Origin of the sequence: Sphaerisporangium sp. TRM90804 (assembly GCF_029846175.1) — a bacterium.
Classification (GTDB): domain Bacteria; phylum Actinomycetota; class Actinomycetes; order Streptosporangiales; family Streptosporangiaceae; genus Sphaerisporangium.
The window spans coordinates 202737-221965 of sequence record NZ_JARWAC010000010.1; the positions used below are offsets into that span (position 1 = coordinate 202737).

Below are 19229 nucleotides of genomic sequence, written 5' to 3' on the forward strand. Positions count from 1 at the left end.
GGGGGTGATGAAGTGGACGCCCGTCACCGGGCATGAAGGGGAGGACCCTTGGCGTGGGTCGCCAGGTGGGGATTCCTGGCCGCCGTGCCGGCACGGCGTTGATGAGCGGACGGGTCAGTTGATGACGGCGAGGCGGGTGATGGCGCTCCACCCGGTGCCGATGAGGATCTTGGTGTTGATGTTGGGCGCGCCTGTGGTGCCCTTGTTGAGGTAGGCGTACAGGTCGCCGTCGGTCATCCGGCCGACCACGTCCTTCTTGCCGTCGTGGTCGATGTCGGCGATCGTGAGTCGGTTGATCCCGTTCCAGCTTGAGCCGATCAGCACCTTGGTCGAGATGTTGGGTGCGCCTGTGGTGCCCTTGTTGAGGTAGGCGTACAGGTTGCCGTCGCCGCCACGCGCGGTCACGTCGGTTTTGCCGTCGTTGTCGATGTCCACCACGCTGATCAGGCTCACCCCGTTCCAGCTGCTGCCGATCGTCTTGCGATTGGAGATGTTCGGCGTACCGGGTGTGCCGCTGTTCAGGTAGGCGTAGAAGGTGCCGTCAGTGCTGCGGCCGATCACGTCGACCTTGCCGTCGTTGTCCAGGTCGGCGGTGACGACATCGGTGACGGAGTTCCAGCCGGTGCCGATCGTGACGCGGGTGGAGATGTTCGGCGCGCCGGGGGTTCCGGAGTTCAGGTAGGCGTACAGGGTGCCGTCGCTGCTGCGGCCGATCACGTCGGTCTTGCCGTCGTTGTCGATGTCGGCCACGTTCACCCGTGTGATCGCGTTCCACCCGGTCCCGATCGTCTTACGGTTGGCGATGTTCGGCACACCCGGGGTTCCGGAGTTCAGGAACGCGTACAACGTGCCGTCGGTGTGCCGGCCGAGCACATCGCTCTTGCCGTCGTTGTCCACGTCGGCCACCGAGATCCGGGTGATCCCCGTCCACCCGGTGCCGAACTCCACCGGCCGCCCCGTCACACCTGGTGCGCCCGGCGTACCGGTCCCCAGATACGCTCGCAGCGTCCCGTCGGCCAGCGTGCCCACCAGGTCGACCCGGCCGTCCGCGTCGAAGTCCGCCGCCTCACCCGTCGCGTCCTCAGGCTCGGCAGGGAGGTCAGGGGTGATCCCGACGGGGGCGGTGTAGCCCACGATGTCGACGTTCCCGCGGGAGTAGCTGTTCGCCTGGACCCGGTCGCCGCTGTTGCCCTCGATCGTGGTGACGGTGCTCGCGTTGGCCGACGTGACGATGCCGACATGGTCGATGTCGCCGCTCTGGTCCCAGTCGAAGACGACGGCGTCGCCGGGCAACGGGGTGTAGCCGCTGCTCCTGGTGTGCCAGGTGCCGTACTTCGTGCCGTAGTCCTTGAAGGACGCGGCCCACCCCGTCAGCACGCCACCGCTCGTTTCGGCGATGTCCGCGTGAGTGACGCCCGCCGCCCTCCAGACGAACTTGGAGAAGTCGGCGCACCATTCGCTCTCCCGGAACTGGACACCGTCCCCGGTTCCACATCCGCTCGACGACTTCCACGTACGGAAGACGCCCGTGTAGTAGTTGCAGTTGCTCCCGGCGGGCCGCTCGACGTTGCGCTGGCCGTCCGCCAGCTCCCGCTCCGCGACGGCGACGATGCTGGACCGCGTCGCCGCGGCGGCGGGCGTGCTCGTCATCGCCACCACCGCCGCGGCCGGCACCATCAGGGCGACGGAACTCGCGACCAGGCGGCCGAAGGACATTTTCACGGCGCTTCCTCTCTCCAAGTGCTTACGGAGCGGAAGCCTGGTCGCGAGCTCTCCAAAAAGCCTCTAATGAAGTTAAAACCGCGGCGTACCGCGGCCGCCGGGCCGGGACGTCAGCCCGTGGCGGCCGCGGGGTGCGCGCCGCGTCCGGTGCCACGGTCACCGTCATCATGGGCGAGCTGGAGTCCTGTTCGGGCCGTACGGTGCTGGAGGTCCGCGCCGCCCGAGCCCAGGAACAGCAGAGGGCCGCCGGCCGCCGTGGTGGTCGAGGTGCGCGTGGTCCTGGCCGTCGTCCTCGGCGGGCCGCCGGCCGCCGTGGTACCGGTGACCCAATGTGATCAAGCTCCGCTTTGAGCCAGGGGGTCGCCGTATCCCAAGGTGGGGGACTCGCGGGCTTCCGGGGCATGATCGCCGTGGCCACACCTGTCCGGGCAACCCGTGCCCGACGCGGCGCCGGCGCAGAGCTGGGCGGTCAAAGTGGCGCGGGCCCATTCTTCCCACCTTTCCGGCGACCAGCCGCGGTCCTGGACGAAGAGCAGGTACAGCTGCGGGCTGAGCAGCCATGGAGCAGTCGAACACTGCTCAGCGGACGGACGCCGACCGGGTCGGTACCGAACGCGACCAGGAGGAGGCCTCGATGATCTTCTCGCGGGTGCGGCGTGACCGCTCGGCCCGTTTGTCCGGCCGCTTGACGATGTTCATGGAGTTCCGCAGGTCAACCTATGCGGGGCCGCCGATGCGGCGGCAAAATATCAGACTTGACTTATATAAGTTCAGGCCGGTACGGTCTCCGTCGAGCCGCCCGGGGCAGGCGTGCACGCTTTCCCGGGTCAGTGGGAAGCCGCCCGGCAGGCCGGGTCCGGCACCGATACGGGCACCATGATCCACCACCGACAGAGGCCTGAGATGAAAGACATACTGGACGAGCTGGCCGCCGTGCACCGGGCGATGGGCAACGGCAGAGTGCCCGCCGGCGAGGCGTACACCGTGGAGCTGCGGCGTCGATACGACGCGGAGATCGACGACGTCTGGGACGCCATCACCAAGCCCGAGCGGCTGCGCCGCTGGTTGAAGCCGGTCACCGGGGACCTTCGGCTTGGTGGAGAGTTCGAGTTGGCCGGTGGCGAGCACGGCGACATCCTCCGGTGCGAGCCGCCGCGTCTGCTCAAGGTGTCCTGGCTCTACGGACCGGACGCCGACGCCTGGCCCGGCACGAGCGAGGTGGAAGTGCGCCTGGCCCCGGGCCCGGCCGGCGACACGGAGCTCGAGCTGATCCACGCGGCGTTCGTCGGAGAGCCCTCCTTCCCCACCTACGGCCCAGGCGCCGGGGGCGTCGGGTGGGACCTGGCTCTGCTCGTCCTGGCCCGGCTCCTGGCCGATGGTGAGATCGCCGACCACGAGGAGTTCGAGAAGTCGCCCGAGGGACGCGAGTTCAGCCGGCGCAGCGCCGCAGCCTGGGGCCAGGCTCATCTGGCCGCCGGTGGCGAACCGGAGCACGTCGCGGCCGCGGTCGATGCCACCACCAAGTTCTACGCACCCGACCCGGCCTGACATTCCTACCGCCGTGGCCTGCCCGGCGCCCTCGGCGCTCGCACCCACGATGGGATGACGAATCGCCAGGTGGAGGGCCGACCTCCACACTGCGTCCCACATAGAAGGAAAACGATGATGCGCCCATGAGATACACCGTCTCCATCGAGATCGCCCTGCCGCGGGAGAAGACGGTCCAGCTGCTCGCCGACCCGGCACACCTGCCGAAATGGCTGCGGGGCCTGGTGCTGCACGAGCCGCTGAGTGGGGAGCACGGGCAGTTCGGCACCAAGTCACGGGTCGTGATGCAGGCGGGCCGGCGGAAGATCGAGTACAGCGAGACCATCACACGCCGGGAACCGGCGGACCTGCGCGAGATCCCGAAAACGAGCGTCGTCCACTTCGACCGCGAGATCGTCGGCGAGGGCATATGGAGCGCCGCGCGCGACCGGCTGACCGAAGCCGGCCCGGAAACCACGCTCTGGGAGAGCGAGAACGAGTACCGGTTCAGTGGTTTTCTGCTGAAGCTGGTGGGACTTCTGATGCCCGGTGCCTTCCGCAAGCAGTCGCGACAGCACATGCAGGACTTCAAGGCGTTCGCCGAGCAGGGAAAGGACGTCCGCGAAGCGACGGACTGATCTGCCGTAACCGGTCAGCAGCGTTTCGGCTCCCGGCACATGGGGCGGTCCGGCCTGTCCAGGCTCACCGCAAATGTCCGGCGAGCCCGGCGTCCGCGAGCCTGGCCCGGGCCTGCTTGATCGTCTGCGGTGCCAGGTCCACACCGGTCACCCGATGCCCGGCCGCGGCCGGCAACGCAGACAGTGAGCCGGTGCCGCAACCGACGTCCAGGATGTCGGCCGGATCCGCGGGCGCCCACGCTCGCAGCAGGCGATTCCAGGCGACACGGTCGTGACCGCGAGGGAGGCGCTGGTGCCCAGCCGCTCGTGGAAGCTCTGGACCAAGCCGGTGTGGTCCTTCTCGCCGTGGAGAAGGGCACGCGCCCCCGGCTCGGTCTATCGGAGCCGGGGGCGCGTGCGTTTCACGTGGTCACGCGTACAGGAAGTAATAGCGGTACCGGCTCTCCCACTGGCATGAATAGTCGTCCCACCAGCCCTGGGCGGTGCCGTGGGTTCCGATGCGCTCGCACTCCGATCGGTCCTTGAAGACACCGGCCAGCCTGTCGGCGTGCGCCGGGGCGGCGCCGATCGTCAGCGACACTCCCAGGATCATGACGGCCGAGACGAGAACAGCGCGTGCCTTTCGCATTCGTCCTCCTGTGACTGGGGAGATCATGAAGGTGGACATTATCACTCACCGCGAGCCAGGAGGATTGTCATGTCCGAATCGGGCTCGGGGGAGATGAAACTTTCATCGACGTCGCCGTGAGTGGTACGTGTTTCGCGGGGTATTCACCGTCGGCGAAGACGGTGTCGCTTCCCGGGCGCCTTTCCCCTCGGGTTCCGGATGCTGCCTATTCCAGGCGCCGACGGCCGTGAAAGGCCTCGCAGGTGCGTATCCCGCCGCCTGTGCATGCCATGGATGATCTGTGCCTTCTTCGCGCTATATGTTCTCTAACGTACTGTTTATGCCGCTCTTTCTGGTGGTCGAAACGAGATGAAGAAACCTTTGACCATAGCCACTTATGTGTCATATCGTCTCCCCGCCCATATCGATGTAAGTCGCGACACTCGAACAGGACGTTGTTCTCGCAGGCGCTACGGTCGGCGTGCCGATCAGGGTTGCCCGGCAGGGGAGAAGACACGGACGGTCACCGGGGAAGCGGCGATCATCCGAAGACCGGAGTCGCCCCATGCAAGTTCGAATCCGTATGGCCATGATCGTCGGCATGGCGGTGACCATGCTGGCCGCCGTCGGCATGTCGGCCGCCGCGCCGCCGGCCCATGCCGCGGTGATCACCGACATCGCCTACGCCCCCGCGCAACCGGCCGGCAGCAGGGGACATCTGCTGGACCTCTACCTGCCGTCCACCGGAATCACGCCCCGGCCGCTGATCATCTGGCACACCGGCTCGGCGTGGACGAGCGACGACGGCAAGGCCGGCGCGGACGCGGTCGCGGCCGTCTTCAACCCCCTGGGGTTCGCCGTGGCCGGCGTCAGCGTCCGGTCCAGCGCCCAGGGGATCTTCCCGGCCCAGGTGCACGACATCAAGGCGGCCATCCGCTGGCTGCGTGCCAACGCCGCCACGTACCAGCTCGACCCCGCCCGCTTCGCGATCATGGGCGACTCCTCGGGCGGCTGGCTGACGGAGATGGCCACCCTGTCCGGCGGGGTGGCGGCGCTGGAGGGCACCGTCGGCACGACCGGCGTCTCCAGCGCCGTGCAGGTGGGGATCGCCTTCTTCAGCCCGACCGACTTCCTGCAGATGAACGCGCAGAACCTGCCGAGCGGCGGGCTCGACCACAACTCTCCCGCCTCGCCCGAGTCCCTCCTGGTCGGCTGCCCGATCCAGACCTGCCCCGCCACGGTGGCCCAGGCCAACCCGATGACCTACGTGGACGCCAACGACCCGCCGCTGATGTTCCTGCACGGCCAGGCCGACTTCCTGGTGCCGCACGGGCAGAGTGTGCTGCTCTACAACAGGATCAAGGCTCAGTGCGGCGACGCCACCTTCGTCTCGGTGCCCGGCGCGGATCACATGATGCCCCAGATCATGGACCCCGCCCAGTACGGTGCGCAGACCGTCCGCACCACCACCGACTGCGGCGAGACCGTCGGCACCGGCACGTTGAACCCGACCTGGGCCAACTTCACGACCTTCCTGCGCGCCGGGCTCAAGATGGGCAACTCCTGCGAGGTCACCTACGCCACCGGCGCCTGGAACGGCGCTTTTAACGGCAGCGCGACCATCAGGAACACGGGCACGACCCCCGTCGACGACTGGACGCTGACGTGGACCTGGCCGGGCAACCAGCAGGTCACGAGCGCCTGGAACGCCACGGTGACCCAGGCCGGCACCCAGGTGACCGCCCGTGACGCCGGCCACAACTCCTATATCGGCCCCGGCTCCAGCCAGAGCTTCGGCTTCTCGGCGACCGCCACGGGGACGAACGGTATTCCGGCCCAGTTCAAACTCAACAACATCGTCTGCACGAGAGTGCCCGCCTGAGACGCGACGCGCCGGGCCTGAGCGGAATGGCGACGGCCCGGCGCCGTTCTCACGTCTCCTGACGCCGAATCATCACCTCGGAGAAACCGTGACGTGAACTGAAAGCGCACGCGCGGAGCGTGTTCGTTCTGTCTGAATGCGATCACGGAAGGTCACCGACCGGATCGCTCGCGTTTATATTGCTTTCTCCGATGGGCCGCCCCTATTGTTGCCCCTGGCGGCTCGCCGGCCCATTTCCGTTGCTTTCATCGCCCGGCCGGGGGTCGCCTGATGTCCCGGCGCCCGAATGAATCGGATGAGGCGCCTTCCGCTGCCCGAAGGCCGTTGTCCGGGATCGTCGATTAGTAAGGGGACGTGTGCGTACATCCAACATGTTCGTCAGGAGTCTCGGCGTTTATGTGCCCGACAGTGTGAGCGTCGAGCAGGCGGTCCGTGAGGGCTGGTACCCGGCCGAGGAGGCCGAGAGGTTCCAGCAGATCGGCGCGGCGGTGGCCGGCGACATGCCCGCCCCCGAGATGGCGCGGCTCGCGCTCCTGGACGCGTACGACCGCTGGGGTGAGTCCTCCCCGCGGGACCTCGACCTTCTGCTCTACCCGTCGGTCTGGCACCAGGGCCCGAACGGCTGGCAGCCCCAGCACTACCTGCAGATGCACCTGCTCGGCGGAGACGTGCCGGCGTTCGAGATCCGGAGCGGCTGCGTAGGGATGATCAGCTCGCTCGAACTGGCGGCGAGCTACCTGCAGGCCGACGCGGAGCGGGAGACGGCCGTGGTCGTCTCCTCGGACAACCACGGCACCCCGCTGGTGGACCGCTGGCGGATGACCCCCGGGGCGTTGATCGGCGACGCCGCGGCCGCGCTCGTGCTCGGCAAGGGGTACGGCATGGCCGAGCTCCTGTCGGTGAACGTGACGGTGATCCCGGAGGCCGACGCGGTCAACGACGGCGCCTACCCCCTGTTCCCGCCGGACGCCACCGTCGGCAGAGGGCTGAGCTTCGCGGACCGGCACGAGGAGTTCCGCCGGAAGCTGCTCAAGGCGCAGGGGACCGGGATCCACCTGACGATCCAGAAGACGATGATGCAGCAGGTCGAACGGACCCTGGACGAGGCCGGGATCGGACTCGACGACATCACGCGGGTGGCGTTGCCGCACGGCCGCCGCGAGGACCTGGACGGGCAGATGTCCTGGCTGGGCATCGAGGAGGATCAGACGACCTGGGACTACGGCAGGCGTGTGGGCCACTGCGGCGCGGTGGACCAGTTCATCGCCTTCGAGCATCTCATCGCGACCGGCGGGCTCGTGGCCGGCGATCACCTGCTGATGGTCGGATTCGGCTCCGGCACGTCCGTCGCCGCGGCGGCGTTCAGGGTGCTGTCCACCTCTCCCGTCACCAGAGGGGCACGCGCATGACCGAGCTCGCGCAGAGGCTGGTCGACTTCATCCAGGAGAACCTCGTCGAGGACGGCGACGACGTCAAGGTCGACGAGACGACCCCGCTCCTGGTGTCGGGCCTCCTTGACTCCCTGCGGACGGCGCGGCTGCTGAACTTCCTCCGGAAGGACGTCGGCGTCAAGATCCCCGCCGCGAAGCTCGACCCCGGGAACTTCCGCGACGTCCTGACCATCGTGGCGATGGTCAGAGAACTCGAATCCGTCTAGCCGGGGCGAGGGCAGAGTCATGCGGTACGCGGACACGTACATCAGCGGAGTGGGAGCCTTCCTCCCCAGGAACGTCGTCAGCGTCGAGAAGGCCGTCGCCAAGGGCTGGTATCCGGCCGAAGAGGCGGAGCTGCACAACCTGGCCGGGGCGGCGGTGGCCGGTGACGTACCGGCTCCGGAGATGGCCCTGCACGCGGCGCGGAGCGCGCTCAAGCGCAGCGGACGGGCGCCGGGCGAGCTGAATCTGCTCCTGTACGCCTCGACGTGGCACCAGGGACCGGACGGCTGGCCGCCGCACGCCTACCTGCAGCGGCATCTCGCCGGCGGGGACGTCCTGGCCACCGAGATCCGGCAGGGCTGCAACGGGATGTTCATCGCCCTGGAACTCGCGGCCGGTCACCTGGGCGCCGATCCCGGACGGCGGGCCGCCCTGCTGGTCGCCGCCGACAACTACGGCACCCCGCTGATGGACCGGTGGCGGATGGGCCCCGGCTACATCGGCGGGGACGCCGCCAGCGCGCTCGTGCTCACCAGGGAGACGGGGTTCGCGCGCCTGATGTCGGTCTGCACGACGACGGTGGTCGAGGCCGAGGAACTGCACCGGGGCAGCGAGCCCCTGTTCCCCCCGGGCGTCACGGTCGGGCGCCGGATGAGCTTCGCGGCCAGGAACGAGCAGTTCCGGCAGCAGGTCATGCCCAGGGGCGAGGCCACGGCGGCGCTGTTCACCATCCAGCGGGCGCTGATGGAGGTCGTCGAGCGCGCGCTGAGCGAGAGCGGGATCGAGGCCCGCGCCCTCGCCCGGGTGGCGTTCATGAACTACTCCGAAGAGATCGTCGAACAGCGGTGCATGGCCATGCTCGACCTGCCCATGTCCCGCTCGACCTGGGCCTACGGCCGCACCATCGGCCACTGCGGGGCCAGCGACCAGGTCCTTTCCCTCGACCACCTGCTCATGACCGGGCAACTGGGTCCCGGCGACCACATGCTGATGCTCGGCACCGGGCCGGGAGTGACCGTCTCCAGCGCCGTGATCAAGATCATCGACAATCCTCAGTGGGCCTGAACCGAAGGGAAACGAACGCAGATGGTCGACAGTCCGCGCGGAGTCCGGGTGGAACCAGTGGCGGTGATCGGGGTCGGATGCCGCCTTCCCGGTGACGTCCGCTCACCGGACGAGTTCTGGGACCTGCTGCGCGCCGGCCGGAACACGACCCGGCCGCTGCCCGCCGAACGCTGGCGCCAGTACGAGAACCGGAGCCCGGAACACGCCGCCGCGCTGCGCGACGCCGTGCGTCACGGCAGCTTCCTGAGCGACATCGAGGGCTTCGACGCGGAGTTCTTCGGCCTGTCGCCCCGCGAGGCCGAGCTGATGGACCCGCAGCAGCGGATCCTGATGGAGACCACGTGGGAGGCCCTGGAGAACGCCGGCCTGCCGCCGCACGAGCTGGCCGGCACCGACGCCGGGGTGTTCATGGGGGTCTGCACCGCCGACTACGGAGGCAGCCTCCTGGAGGACCTGCCCCAGATCGAGGCGTGGACCGGGATCGGGGCGGCGACCTGCGCCGTCGCCAACCGCATCTCCTACTCCCTGGACCTGCGCGGCCCCAGCATGGCGATCGACACGGCCTGCTCGGCGTCGCTGGTCGCGCTGCACCTGGCCGCGCAGAGCCTGCGGCTCGGCGAGAGCGACGTCGCCCTCGCCGGCGGCGTCAACCTGCTGGTCACCCCGGGCCAGACCCTCACGCTCGGCACGGCCGGAGCCCTGGCCCCCGACGGCCGGTCCAAGTCGTTCGACGCGTCGGCCGACGGCTACGGACGCGGCGAGGGCTGCGGCGTGGTCGTGCTCAAGCGGCTGTCCGACGCGCGGCGTGACGGCGACCGGATCCTCGCGCTCGTCATCGGCAGCGCCGTGAACCAGGACGGGCACACCAACGGCATCATGGCCCCGTGCGGCGAGGCCCAGGCACACGTGATGGCACGGGCCTGCCGGCAGGCGGGCGTCGCGCCGTCCACCGTCGACTACATCGAGGCGCACGGCACCGGCACCCGGCTCGGCGACCCGCTTGAGGCGGGGGCACTCTCCTCCGTGTACGGCGCGCGGCGACCCGCCGGCGACCCGTGCCTCATCGGCTCGGTCAAGTCCAACATCGGTCACCTCGAAGGCGCCGCCGGCATCGCCGGCGTCATCAAGGCGGTGCTCGCCCTCGACCGCGGTGAGATCCCTCCGACCGTGCTGACCACCCTCAACCCGGCCGTCCCGTGGGAGACCTCGGGCCTGCGCGTGGTGACCGGCCGATCGGCCTGGCCGGAGCGCGACCACCCCCGCAGGGCGGGCGTCTCCAGCTTCGGGTACGGCGGCACGGTCGCGCACATCGTGCTCGAGCAGGCTCCCGCGGCCCCGGAGACGCCCCGGGGCCGGGGGACGGGGGAGCGGCTGTTCCCGCTGTCGGCCGCGTCGGAGCGGGCTCTGCGGCAGTACGCGGGCACGCTCGCCGATCACCTCGGCGACGGGCTGGACCTGGCGTCGGCGGGGCACACGCTGGCGCTCCGGCGCACCCATCTGGCCCGTCGCGCCGTCGTGGTCGCGGCGGACGAGGCCGAGCTGGCGGCCGGCCTGCGCAGGCTCGCGCAGGACGTGCCGGCCGAGGCCGTCCTCACCGGTGACGTGCTGCCCGAGCCCGGCCCCGGACCGGTCTGGGTCTTCTCCGGGCAGGGCTGCCAGTGGCGCGGGATGGGGCGGGAGCTGCTCGCCGTGCCGGAGTTCGCGTCCCTGGTCGACGAGGTGGAGCCGATCTTCGTGGAGGAGATCGGCTTCAGCCCCCGGCAGGTCCTGGCCGACGGCGATCTCGACACCATCGACCGCGTGCAGACCATGATCTTCGTGATGCAGCTGGGCCTCGCCCGGCTCTGGAACGCCTACGGGGTCGCTCCGAAGGCCGTCATCGGCCACTCCGTCGGCGAGATCGCGGCGGCGGTGACGGCCGGCGCGATGACCGTCGCCGACGGCGCCCGCCTGATCTGCCGCCGCTCCCGGCTGCTGCGCCAGGCCGAGGGCAAGGGAGCCATGGTGATGGTCGACATGTCCTTCGAGGAGGCGGCGCAGAGGCTGGCCGGCCGTACCGACCTCGTGGCGGCGATCTCGTCGGCACCCGGCTCGACCGTGCTGTCCGGCGACGTCGCCGCGGTCGAGGAGGTGGTGAACGAGTGGCCGGTCGAGGGCATCGTGGTGCGGCGGGTGGCGTCGGACGTCGCCTTCCACAGCCCCCACATGGACCCCCTGGCCGTCGAACTGGCCGCCGCCACCGCCGATCTCTCGTTCGGGGCGCCTCGCATCCCCATGTACACGACCGCGCTGGCGGACCCCCGGTCGACGCCCGTCCTGGACGGCGCCTACTGGGCGGCGAACCTCCGGGCCCCCGTACGGCTGGTCGCGGCGACGACGGCCGCGGCGCAGGACGGCCACCGCGTGTTCCTGGAGATCTCCCCGCACCCCGTGGTAGCGCACTCGGTGACCGAGACGCTCTCGGAGAACGGGTTCGAGGACGTGTTCGTCGGCACGTCGCTGCGCCGGAACCAGCCGGAGCCGCGGACCTTCCTCGTCGCGCTGGGCACGGCGCACTGTCACGGCGTCGACGTGGACTGGAGCCGGCTGCAGCCGTCCGGCGGCCTGGCCGATCTGCCGCCGTACGCCTGGCAGCACCGCCGCCACTGGCGCGAGGTGTACACCGAGGACGGCAACCGAGGACACGACGTGGGCTCCCACACCCTGCTCGGAGCCGGGACCGGCCTGGCGGGCAGCCGGACCCGGGTGTGGCGGACCAGCCTGGAGGACGCCAACCGGCCCTACCCGGGCAGCCACACCCTCAACGGGGTCGAGATCGTGCCCGCCGCCGTGCTGGTCAACACGTTCCTGCGGGCGGCCGAGGAGGAGGACGTCACGCTCACCGACGTGGAGATGTCGCATCCGCTGATGACCGCGCAACGCAGGCAGATCCAGGTCGTGCACGAACCTCCGGCGGTACGGCTCGCGGCCCGTACACCGGCGGGGCCCGGCGAGCCGGAACCCGCCTGGCTGGTGCACGTCACCGCGGACGTGGCCGCTCCGGGCCAGGTCAAGCCCGACGTGCTGCCGGACGCCGGCGCTCTGGCCCCGATCGATCCCGGGTTCGTGCACAAGCGGCTGGCCGCCGTCGGCGTGCCCTCGACGGGCTTCGACTGGACGATCGAGACGCTGCTGGGCGCGGACGGCGAGCTGCGGGCCACGGTCCGCACCGCGGACCCGGAGAGCTGGGCGCCGGCGCTGGACGCGGTGATGTCCATAGCCCCCTGCGTGTTCCCCGGCGATCCGGTGCTGCGCATGGTCGTGCACATCGACGAGGTGGTGCTGACCGGCTCCCCGCCCTCGACGGTGATCATCGACGCGGCCGTGGACCCGGCCGTCGACGACACCGTCCAGGCTCTCCTGGCCGACGTGGACGGCAGGGTGGTGGGACACCTCACCGGACTCCGCTACCCGGTGATCGACGCGCCGGCCCCGGCCGAGGAGGATCTGCGGGGGCCCGCGGAGTCGTTCGCCGGCGTGGCGCCCGAGGAGCTGCGCGAGCGCGTCCTGCCCGAGATCCGCGCGGAGATCGCGGCCGTGATGAGGCTGGCCCCCGAGGACCTGGCGATCCGGCGTCCCCTCGTCGAGCAAGGGCTGGACTCGGTGATGACCGTGATGGTCCGGCGGCGCCTGGAGAAGCGCTTCGGCCGCCGTCTCCCCGCGACCCTGCTGTGGCAGCAGCCCACCATCTCCGCCATCGCGGACCACCTGGCGGGGCTTCTCGCGACTCCGAGGCCGGACGCGGCGGTGACCGCTCCCGAGAGCATGCCCGCGATCGGGGGCTGAGGCCGCCGCCCGGGCGGCCCGGGGGTGATCCCCCGGGCCGCCCGGGTCGCGTCCGGCCGGAGCCGGCCGCACCGCCCGCCGCGTGCCGGACGAACGGCTGTCCGAGTCGCTCGCCGAGATGCGGACGTTCATCGGGACCGCGATCCAGCTGCGCCGGAGATGCGGAAAGCGTCCAGCTACGACGGTTTTGTGCCTCGTTTACCTGCGATTTTGTACCCTGCTTCGCATGAAGAGCCCACTTGGTGAGTTCCTTCGCGCTCGGCGTCAGGTCACGACCATCGAGCAGGTGGGGCTCGTGGGATCCCGCGACCGGCGGACGCCGGGACTTCGCCGGGAGGAGGTGGCCGTGCTGGCGGGGGTCAGCGTCGACTACTACACCCGGTTGGAGCAGGGCAGGGATCATCACCCCTCTGGGCAGGTGCTCGACGCGCTGGCGCGGGTCTTCCAGCTCGGCCCCGAGGCCACCGAGCACCTTCACGAACTCGCCCACCCCCGGTCGTCCAGGCGCGGGCGGTTCGGGGACGGCTACCAGGTCTGCCCGAGCGTGCTGCGACTGGTGGAGGGCTGCGACCACGTGGTGGCCTTCCTGATCAACCACCGGATGGACGTGCTGGTCAGGAACCCGCTGGCGCTGGCTCACTTCGACGGGCTGGACCACAACGACAACGTGCTGCGGATGGTCTTCCTCGATCCGGCGGCACGCGAGTTCTACGTGGACTGGGAGCGAGAGGCCAGGGCCTTCGTCGCCCACCTGCGCGCCGTGGTGGAGGGAAGCGGCAGGGACCCGTTCGCCTGCGAACTCGTCAAGGACCTCTCGCGCGAGAGTGATGACTTCCGCCGGTTCTGGGCGATGCACGAAGTGCAGCTCCGCGCTCACATGACCATTCGCTACCGCAACCCCGACGTCGGCGAGCTCACACTGCACTATGAGACGCTCCCCGTCAGCAGTTCCCCGGGCCGGTACATCGTCATAGGGCAGGCCGAGCCCGGCAGCGCCTCCGAACAGGCTCTGACCCGGCTCGCGGGCACCCGCCACCAGACCAGCGGCGTCGGGACGTGCTCACCGGGCCGGGGGTGAGGAGCCGGGGCGGAGGATCCCGCCCGTGTCGAGCATGATCACGATGGAGCCCACCGGTCGCAGCCCGGCCCGGCGGCCAGGTCACCTCGTTCGCGAGCCGGTGGTGTACCGAGTCAACCGCCGGTGGAAAGGGACTAGGGCTTTCCCAGCAGCCACTGGCCGAGCGTCCGGCGCGGGGGGCGCACCACCACGCGGCCGTGTGCCTTCTGGCCGACCAGTTCCACTCGCAGGGTGACCGGGGCGCCGGGGTCCGCCGGAGTGTGACGGTGCTTGACCCTGCTGTGCACCAACTGGAGGCCGTCGGTGTCGATCACGATGCCCGGCCTCGTGACCAGCGTCAGGGTCTTTCCCGCCATGGCCACGTCGATCCGCAGGGTGTCGTGCGTGATCACCGCGTCGGTGAAGTCGAGCGTCACGTCGCAGTACGTCACCGCGAGCTCCAGCCTCCGCGGTACCACCCAGCGCCCCACACGCTCGACCGCGCCGCTGAAGACCCGTTCGATGCGGACCGTGTCCTTGACCTCCGCTCCGATGGCGCCGGCCGTGGCCGAGACGGGGGGAAGGTCGGCGGTGAGCGCGGTCAGGTCGCTGAGGGTCCGCGCCGACAGGGCGGCCTCCACGCGTTCGTCCAGCTCCTCCGCGGTCAGCAGGCCGTCACCCGCCGCGACGCGCAGTATGTCCACCACCCGGTCGCGGTTCGCGTGAGAGGCTCGCAGCTCGGGTGACGAGCCGGGGCCGGAGCTCTTTTCGGTGGGCGAGATCTCTCCCGACATGCTTCCGTCCTGGTGCCGTCGAACCTCTCCGCGCGACGCGGGCGGCGTCGCGAGGAGAAGCCTAATCAACGAACGGAACAGGTACGCGTCGTCGCAGATCAGGCGGGTTCAGTGCGGCGGCGGTCGACGCGGGTGACGGCGCGGTGAGCGTGGATCAGGGTGACGACCGCGGAGGCGGTCAGCAGGACGCCGGGGGGCAGGTAGGCCAGGGTCGAGACACCGAGGTCGGCGGGCGGGAGGCCGGACGCGGTGCGGGCCACCACGATCGCCGACAGGGCGGCGTAGCCGGCGATGGCCGACACGACCAGCCGGAGCTGGGTGCGCCGGGTCAGGGTGGTCGCCGCCAGCAGTCCGGCCTGGATGACGAACACCTGGATCGCGTGCATGGGGACGGAGTGGGCGAACTTCATGGCGCCCTCGGCGCCGTACGTGCTCAGCGACCGGGTGAGCGGGGTGGCGCCGGCCTCCGTCAGCGCCAGGCCGTGCGTGATCATCCACGCGCCCACGGCCTGCGCCGCCAGCAGCGCCACCAGTCCGGCGCGGATCGCCCAGGCCATCGGCGCCGGTGCCGTGCAGCGGGCGAACGCGGCGAACGTCATGACCGTGCTGACGAGGATGGTGAAGCCGATGGACGCCCCTCCCAGCGTGAACAGGTCGTCGTCCAGCCGCGTGGTGTCGTTGAAGTGGGAGGCGACCCCGCGCGCGTGCTGCACCGTGACCCACGCCACCTCCGCGGTGGTCGAGGCGGACAGGAGGACGGACGCGCCCCAGCCGACCCACCGCCGCACCGGCAGGTAGGTGGCGACCCAGGCCAGGGTCACGGTGGTCATGCCGAACGAGAGCCCGAAGGTCGTCGGCTTGCGCCACGACAGCGGCCCCGCCGCCGATCCGCCGACCACCGCCCAGATCGCGGCGTGCGCCAGGCCGACGACGATCAGTGCCGCGCCGGCGAGATACGCCAGGCGCTGGTATCCCGGCGCCCGGTCCCAGTGACGTTTCAGCGCGCCTCGTCCGCCGCCGGGCGCCGGCCTCGCCGGGCCGGAGGCGGGAGCGGATCGCGGCGCGTGTCGCGGACGCGCCGGTACTGCGGTCGTGCCGGACATCGGTGCCTCCGAAGGAGAGGTGCGGTCGGTCGTTCCAGTGCCATGAACGTAAGCCGCGGCCCGTCACGGACGGATCCCCCGCGCTTCCCGAAGTCCGGCTCACCCGCGGTGGGGAGCCGGCGAGCGGCGTCCCTCTAGGGAGGGACGCCGCACGTGCCGGGGAGAGAGGCGGCGGTGATCCCTCCGGCGGGGGAGGTCTCGCGGAGGCGGCGGCCGGATACTGGGGGCCATGGGAACGGGGCGGTCGTCGGGGCCGGTGACGTGGGTGAGAGATCGCCCGATGGCCGTCGACGGGGTGCTCGCCGGAGTGCTGGCCCTGGTGTCGTCGCTCGCGCTCGTCATCCAGGCGCGCAATGAGCACATGCCGCCGCCGGGCCTCCCGGCGGTGGCGCTCGTGCTGGCGGTCAGCCTGCCGCTCGCCTGGCGGCGGCGCCACCCGTTCTGGATCAACCTCGGGGTCGGCGCGGCGTCCGCCGTCTACGGGGCGACGTCCTTTCCCGACCTGGTGACCCCCGTGCCCCTCGGCGGCGTGGCCGCCATGTACGGCCTCGTCGCGTGGTCCGGCCGCCGCCGGGCGGTGGTCGTCGGCGTCGTCACGGGGGTCGCGCTGGTGGTCCTGGCCTCGCTGCCCGCGACCAGGACGGACGTGCTCGACTTCACCTTCACCGCGCTGCTGCTGGGCGGCGCCTGGGTGCTCGGCGACAGCGCCCGGATTCGTCGCGCGTACACCGCCGAGCTGGAGAGACGGGCGTCGTGGCTGGCGCGCGAGCGGGAGCTGGAGGCACAGCGGGCCGTGACCGCCGAGCGGGCACGCATCGCGCGCGAGCTGCACGACGTGGTCGCCCACCACGTCAGCATGATGGTGGTGCAGGCGGAGGCGGGTTCGGCGGTGGCGGAGCGCGACGGGGCCGGGGTGGTGCGGACGTTCGACACGATCTCCGGCATCGGACGGCAGGCTCTCGTCGAGATGCGCCGCCTGCTGGGGGTGCTGCGCGAGGAGGCCGGCCGTACGGAGGCGAGCCTCGCGCCGCAACCCGGCGTGGCGCAGTTGCCCGCGCTGGTCGAACAGGTCCGCGAGGCCGGGCTGCGGGCGAGCCTGGAGGTCGAGGGCGAGCCCGTCCCGCTGCCGCCCGGCGTCGACCTGTCGGTGTACCGCATCGTCCAGGAGGCGCTGACCAACGTGCTCAAGCACGCGGGCCAAGTGGCGGTGCGGGTGCGGGTCCGGTACGGGGACCGGGACGTGCGCGTCGAGGTGTGCGACCATGGCGCGGCGCGAACGGGTCGTCCCGGGTCCCCGGCTCCGGCCGGGAACGCGGGCGCGTCCGGGAACGCGGATACGGCCGTGGACGCCGCCGCGGGCGGGCGGCCGGGGCACGGGCTCATCGGCATGCGGGAGAGGGTGCAGTTGTTCGGCGGAGAGCTGACCGCGGGGCCGGGGCCGGACGGGGGCTTCACCGTGGCGGTGCGGCTGCCGGTGGGAGGCCTGCGATGAGCATCAGGGTCATGGTCGCCGACGACCAGGAGCTGCTGCGGGCGGGCTTCCACATGATCCTGGACGCGCAGCCGGACATGGAGGTGATCGCCGAGGCGGCCGACGGCGCCGAGGCGGTGTCCCTCGCCCGCGAGCTGCGGCCGGACGTCGTGCTCATGGACATCCGCATGCCGCGTGTGGACGGCTTGCAGGCCACCCGGCGGCTGGCCGGCCCTGATGTGGCCGACCCGGTGAAGGTGCTGGTCCTGACCACGTTCGACCTCGACGACTACGTGTACGAGGCGCTGCGCGCCGGCGCCAGCGGCTTCCTGCTCAAGGACCTGCGCCGCGAGGAGCTGGTCAACGCCGTGCGCGTGGTGGCCGCCGGCGAGGCGCTGCTCGCCCCCTCGATCACCAAGCGGCTCATCGGCGAGTTCGCCCGCCGCCCGCGCCCGCCGCGGAGTGCGCCGCCGTCCCTCGGCTCGCTCACCGCGCGGGAACGCGAGGTGCTGTCCCTCATCGCCAGGGGTCAGTCGAACGCCGAGATCGCGGCCACCCTGGTGATCGGCGAGCAGACGGTGAAGACGCACGTGAGCAACGTCCTGTCGAAGCTGTACCTGCGCGACCGCGTGCACGCCGTGATCATGGCCTACGAGGTCGGGCTGGTCCGCCCGGAAACGCCGTGACCCCGCGGCACGGGACGGCCCTCCGCGCGGCCGAGATCGAGCCGGGCTCGGGCCGGACGGCGAGACCGTCGCGCCGCGGCGGCCGTCGACGGGCCTGACGGAGCACGGCCAGGCGCCCACGGCGTGTTTCGCGCCTGTTGCGTCCGTGCGCGGCTCTCCCGCTGGTGACGGTCCGTCGCCGAGCCGTGGACGCACCCGCTGACCTGCCTTGATGCGATCATCCGGGGCCGGCCGGGTGTCCGGTGGCAACTTTTGGCAAGCGCTTTCCGCCGCAACACCGCCGTAATAAAGTCCGAACTCCACCCCCCGTTTCCGATGCTCAATCGCCCAGGAGGCGTCATGAGTATTCGCACCCTCGTGGCCATGACGGCCGCGCTCGTCCTCGCCGCCACAGGCACCGCGCAGGCGGCCGGCGGCGTACGAGTGGCCGACGATCCGCCGTTCGCGCAGTACCAGGAGATGCACGCGAACTGCACCGTCACCCATCGGCTCAGCGACGACCCGATCATCTTCCCGGGGCTGCCGGGCGCGTCGCACAACCACACCTTCGTCGGCAACCCCGCCACCAACGCGAGCTCGACCCCGCAGGCGCTGGTCGGTGGGGCGACGTCCTGCGAGGACCAGCTCGACGCGTCGGGATACTGGTTCCCGACGTTGCTGCAGAACGGCACCGTACGGCTGCCGGACAAGCCGACGATCTACTACAAGGCCGGCGTCAAGGACTACCGCACCGTCCGGCCGTTCCCGCCCGGGTTCCGGCTCGTCGTCGGCGACGCCCGCACGCCGGACGCCGCCGCCTACCAGGGCACCTGGAAGTGCCCCGGTTACACGGGCACCGTCTTCCCTGGCTCGTGCCCGAGCGGCAGCTCCCTGGTCGCCCGGCTGAAGGCGCCGAGCTGCTGGGACAGCGTGCACCTGGACAGCGCCGACCACAAGTCGCACATGGCGTGGCCGGACCGCGGCGTCTGCCCGGCGAGCCACCCGGTGCCTCTGCCCATGCTCGAGATCAAGGTGCCGTATCCGCTGCCCGGCGGGAACACCAGCGGCCTGTCCCTGTCCTCGGGCGCCGCGTACACCTTCCACTACGACTTCATGAACGGGTGGAACGCGCCGCGCCAGGCGTATCTCGTGAGCTACTGCATCAACGGCGGACGCCAGTGCAACGGCTACGGGCAGGACCCGCACAAGCCGTAACAC

Annotated in this window: 16 protein-coding genes; 11 read left to right on the forward strand and 5 right to left on the reverse strand. The window is 70.8% G+C overall.

Annotated elements, in window-relative coordinates:
• Positions 1-114: 114 nt before the first annotated feature.
• The gene (locus PYR91_RS13775; RefSeq protein ID WP_279780373.1) at positions 115-1716 is read right to left on the reverse strand and encodes an FG-GAP-like repeat-containing protein; all 1602 of its coding nucleotides are present in this window, start codon (positions 1714-1716) and stop codon (positions 115-117) included.
• Positions 1717-2625: 909 nt separating this feature from the next.
• Between PYR91_RS13775 and PYR91_RS13780 the strand changes: the two genes are divergently transcribed.
• Entirely contained in the window at positions 2626-3270 is a 645-nt protein-coding gene (locus PYR91_RS13780) for an SRPBCC domain-containing protein (protein ID WP_279780112.1), read from the forward strand.
• 125 nt (positions 3271-3395) lie between these two features.
• A complete protein-coding gene (locus tag PYR91_RS13785; protein WP_279780113.1) occupies positions 3396-3887 on the forward strand; it encodes an SRPBCC family protein in 492 nt (163 codons plus the stop codon).
• A 64-nt stretch (positions 3888-3951) separates the two neighbouring features.
• Here PYR91_RS13785 and PYR91_RS36395 read toward each other — a convergent pair whose 3' ends face one another.
• Complete coding sequence (locus tag PYR91_RS36395) at positions 3952-4266, reverse strand: methyltransferase domain-containing protein (RefSeq protein ID WP_347943123.1); 315 nt, start codon at positions 4264-4266, stop codon at positions 3952-3954.
• Positions 4267-4296: 30 nt separating this feature from the next.
• Positions 4297-4515 carry a hypothetical protein gene (locus tag PYR91_RS13795; RefSeq protein WP_279780114.1) on the reverse strand — a complete coding sequence of 73 codons (219 nt, stop codon included), beginning with the start codon at positions 4513-4515 and terminating at the stop codon, positions 4297-4299.
• Positions 4516-5059: 544 nt separating this feature from the next.
• Here PYR91_RS13795 and PYR91_RS13800 point away from each other — a divergent pair.
• The 6 genes from PYR91_RS13800 (at position 5060) to PYR91_RS13825 (ending at position 13999) form a co-directional block, all read left to right on the forward strand.
• Positions 5060-6376 carry a cellulose binding domain-containing protein gene (locus PYR91_RS13800; protein ID WP_279780115.1) on the forward strand — a complete coding sequence of 439 codons (1317 nt, stop codon included), beginning with the start codon at positions 5060-5062 and terminating at the stop codon, positions 6374-6376.
• Positions 6377-6774: 398 nt separating this feature from the next.
• Positions 6775-7785 carry a ketoacyl-ACP synthase III family protein gene (locus PYR91_RS13805; RefSeq protein WP_279780117.1) on the forward strand — a complete coding sequence of 337 codons (1011 nt, stop codon included), beginning with the start codon at positions 6775-6777 and terminating at the stop codon, positions 7783-7785.
• A complete protein-coding gene (locus PYR91_RS13810; protein ID WP_279780119.1) occupies positions 7782-8033 on the forward strand; it encodes an acyl carrier protein in 252 nt (83 codons plus the stop codon). The genes PYR91_RS13805 and PYR91_RS13810 overlap by 4 nt, the downstream gene beginning before the upstream one ends.
• A gap of 19 nt (positions 8034-8052) precedes the next feature.
• Positions 8053-9096, forward strand: a complete 1044-nt coding sequence (locus PYR91_RS13815; protein ID WP_279780121.1) for a ketoacyl-ACP synthase III family protein — start codon at positions 8053-8055, stop codon at positions 9094-9096.
• 48 nt (positions 9097-9144) lie between these two features.
• Entirely contained in the window at positions 9145-12921 is a 3777-nt protein-coding gene (locus tag PYR91_RS13820) for a beta-ketoacyl synthase N-terminal-like domain-containing protein (protein ID WP_279780123.1), read from the forward strand.
• A 226-nt stretch (positions 12922-13147) separates the two neighbouring features.
• On the forward strand, positions 13148-13999 hold the full coding sequence (locus PYR91_RS13825) for a helix-turn-helix transcriptional regulator (protein WP_279780125.1): 852 nt from the start codon (positions 13148-13150) through the stop codon (positions 13997-13999).
• A 134-nt stretch (positions 14000-14133) separates the two neighbouring features.
• Here the strand turns inward: PYR91_RS13825 and PYR91_RS13830 are convergent, their stop codons facing one another.
• Complete coding sequence (locus tag PYR91_RS13830; RefSeq protein ID WP_279780127.1) at positions 14134-14772, reverse strand: DUF1707 domain-containing protein; 639 nt, start codon at positions 14770-14772, stop codon at positions 14134-14136.
• A 98-nt stretch (positions 14773-14870) separates the two neighbouring features.
• A complete protein-coding gene (locus tag PYR91_RS13835; protein WP_279780129.1) occupies positions 14871-15875 on the reverse strand; it encodes a hypothetical protein in 1005 nt (334 codons plus the stop codon).
• A 265-nt stretch (positions 15876-16140) separates the two neighbouring features.
• Between PYR91_RS13835 and PYR91_RS13840 the strand changes: the two genes are divergently transcribed.
• From PYR91_RS13840 to PYR91_RS13850, 3 genes are all read left to right on the forward strand, one after another.
• The gene (locus tag PYR91_RS13840; RefSeq protein WP_279780130.1) at positions 16141-17367 is read left to right on the forward strand and encodes a histidine kinase; all 1227 of its coding nucleotides are present in this window, start codon (positions 16141-16143) and stop codon (positions 17365-17367) included.
• Positions 17364-18032 carry a response regulator transcription factor gene (locus PYR91_RS13845; RefSeq protein WP_279780131.1) on the forward strand — a complete coding sequence of 223 codons (669 nt, stop codon included), beginning with the start codon at positions 17364-17366 and terminating at the stop codon, positions 18030-18032. Before PYR91_RS13840 ends, PYR91_RS13845 begins: the two co-directional genes overlap by 4 nt.
• Positions 18033-18371: 339 nt before the next feature.
• A complete protein-coding gene (locus PYR91_RS13850) occupies positions 18372-19226 on the forward strand; it encodes a DUF1996 domain-containing protein (protein ID WP_279780133.1) in 855 nt (284 codons plus the stop codon).
• Positions 19227-19229 lie beyond the last annotated feature (3 nt).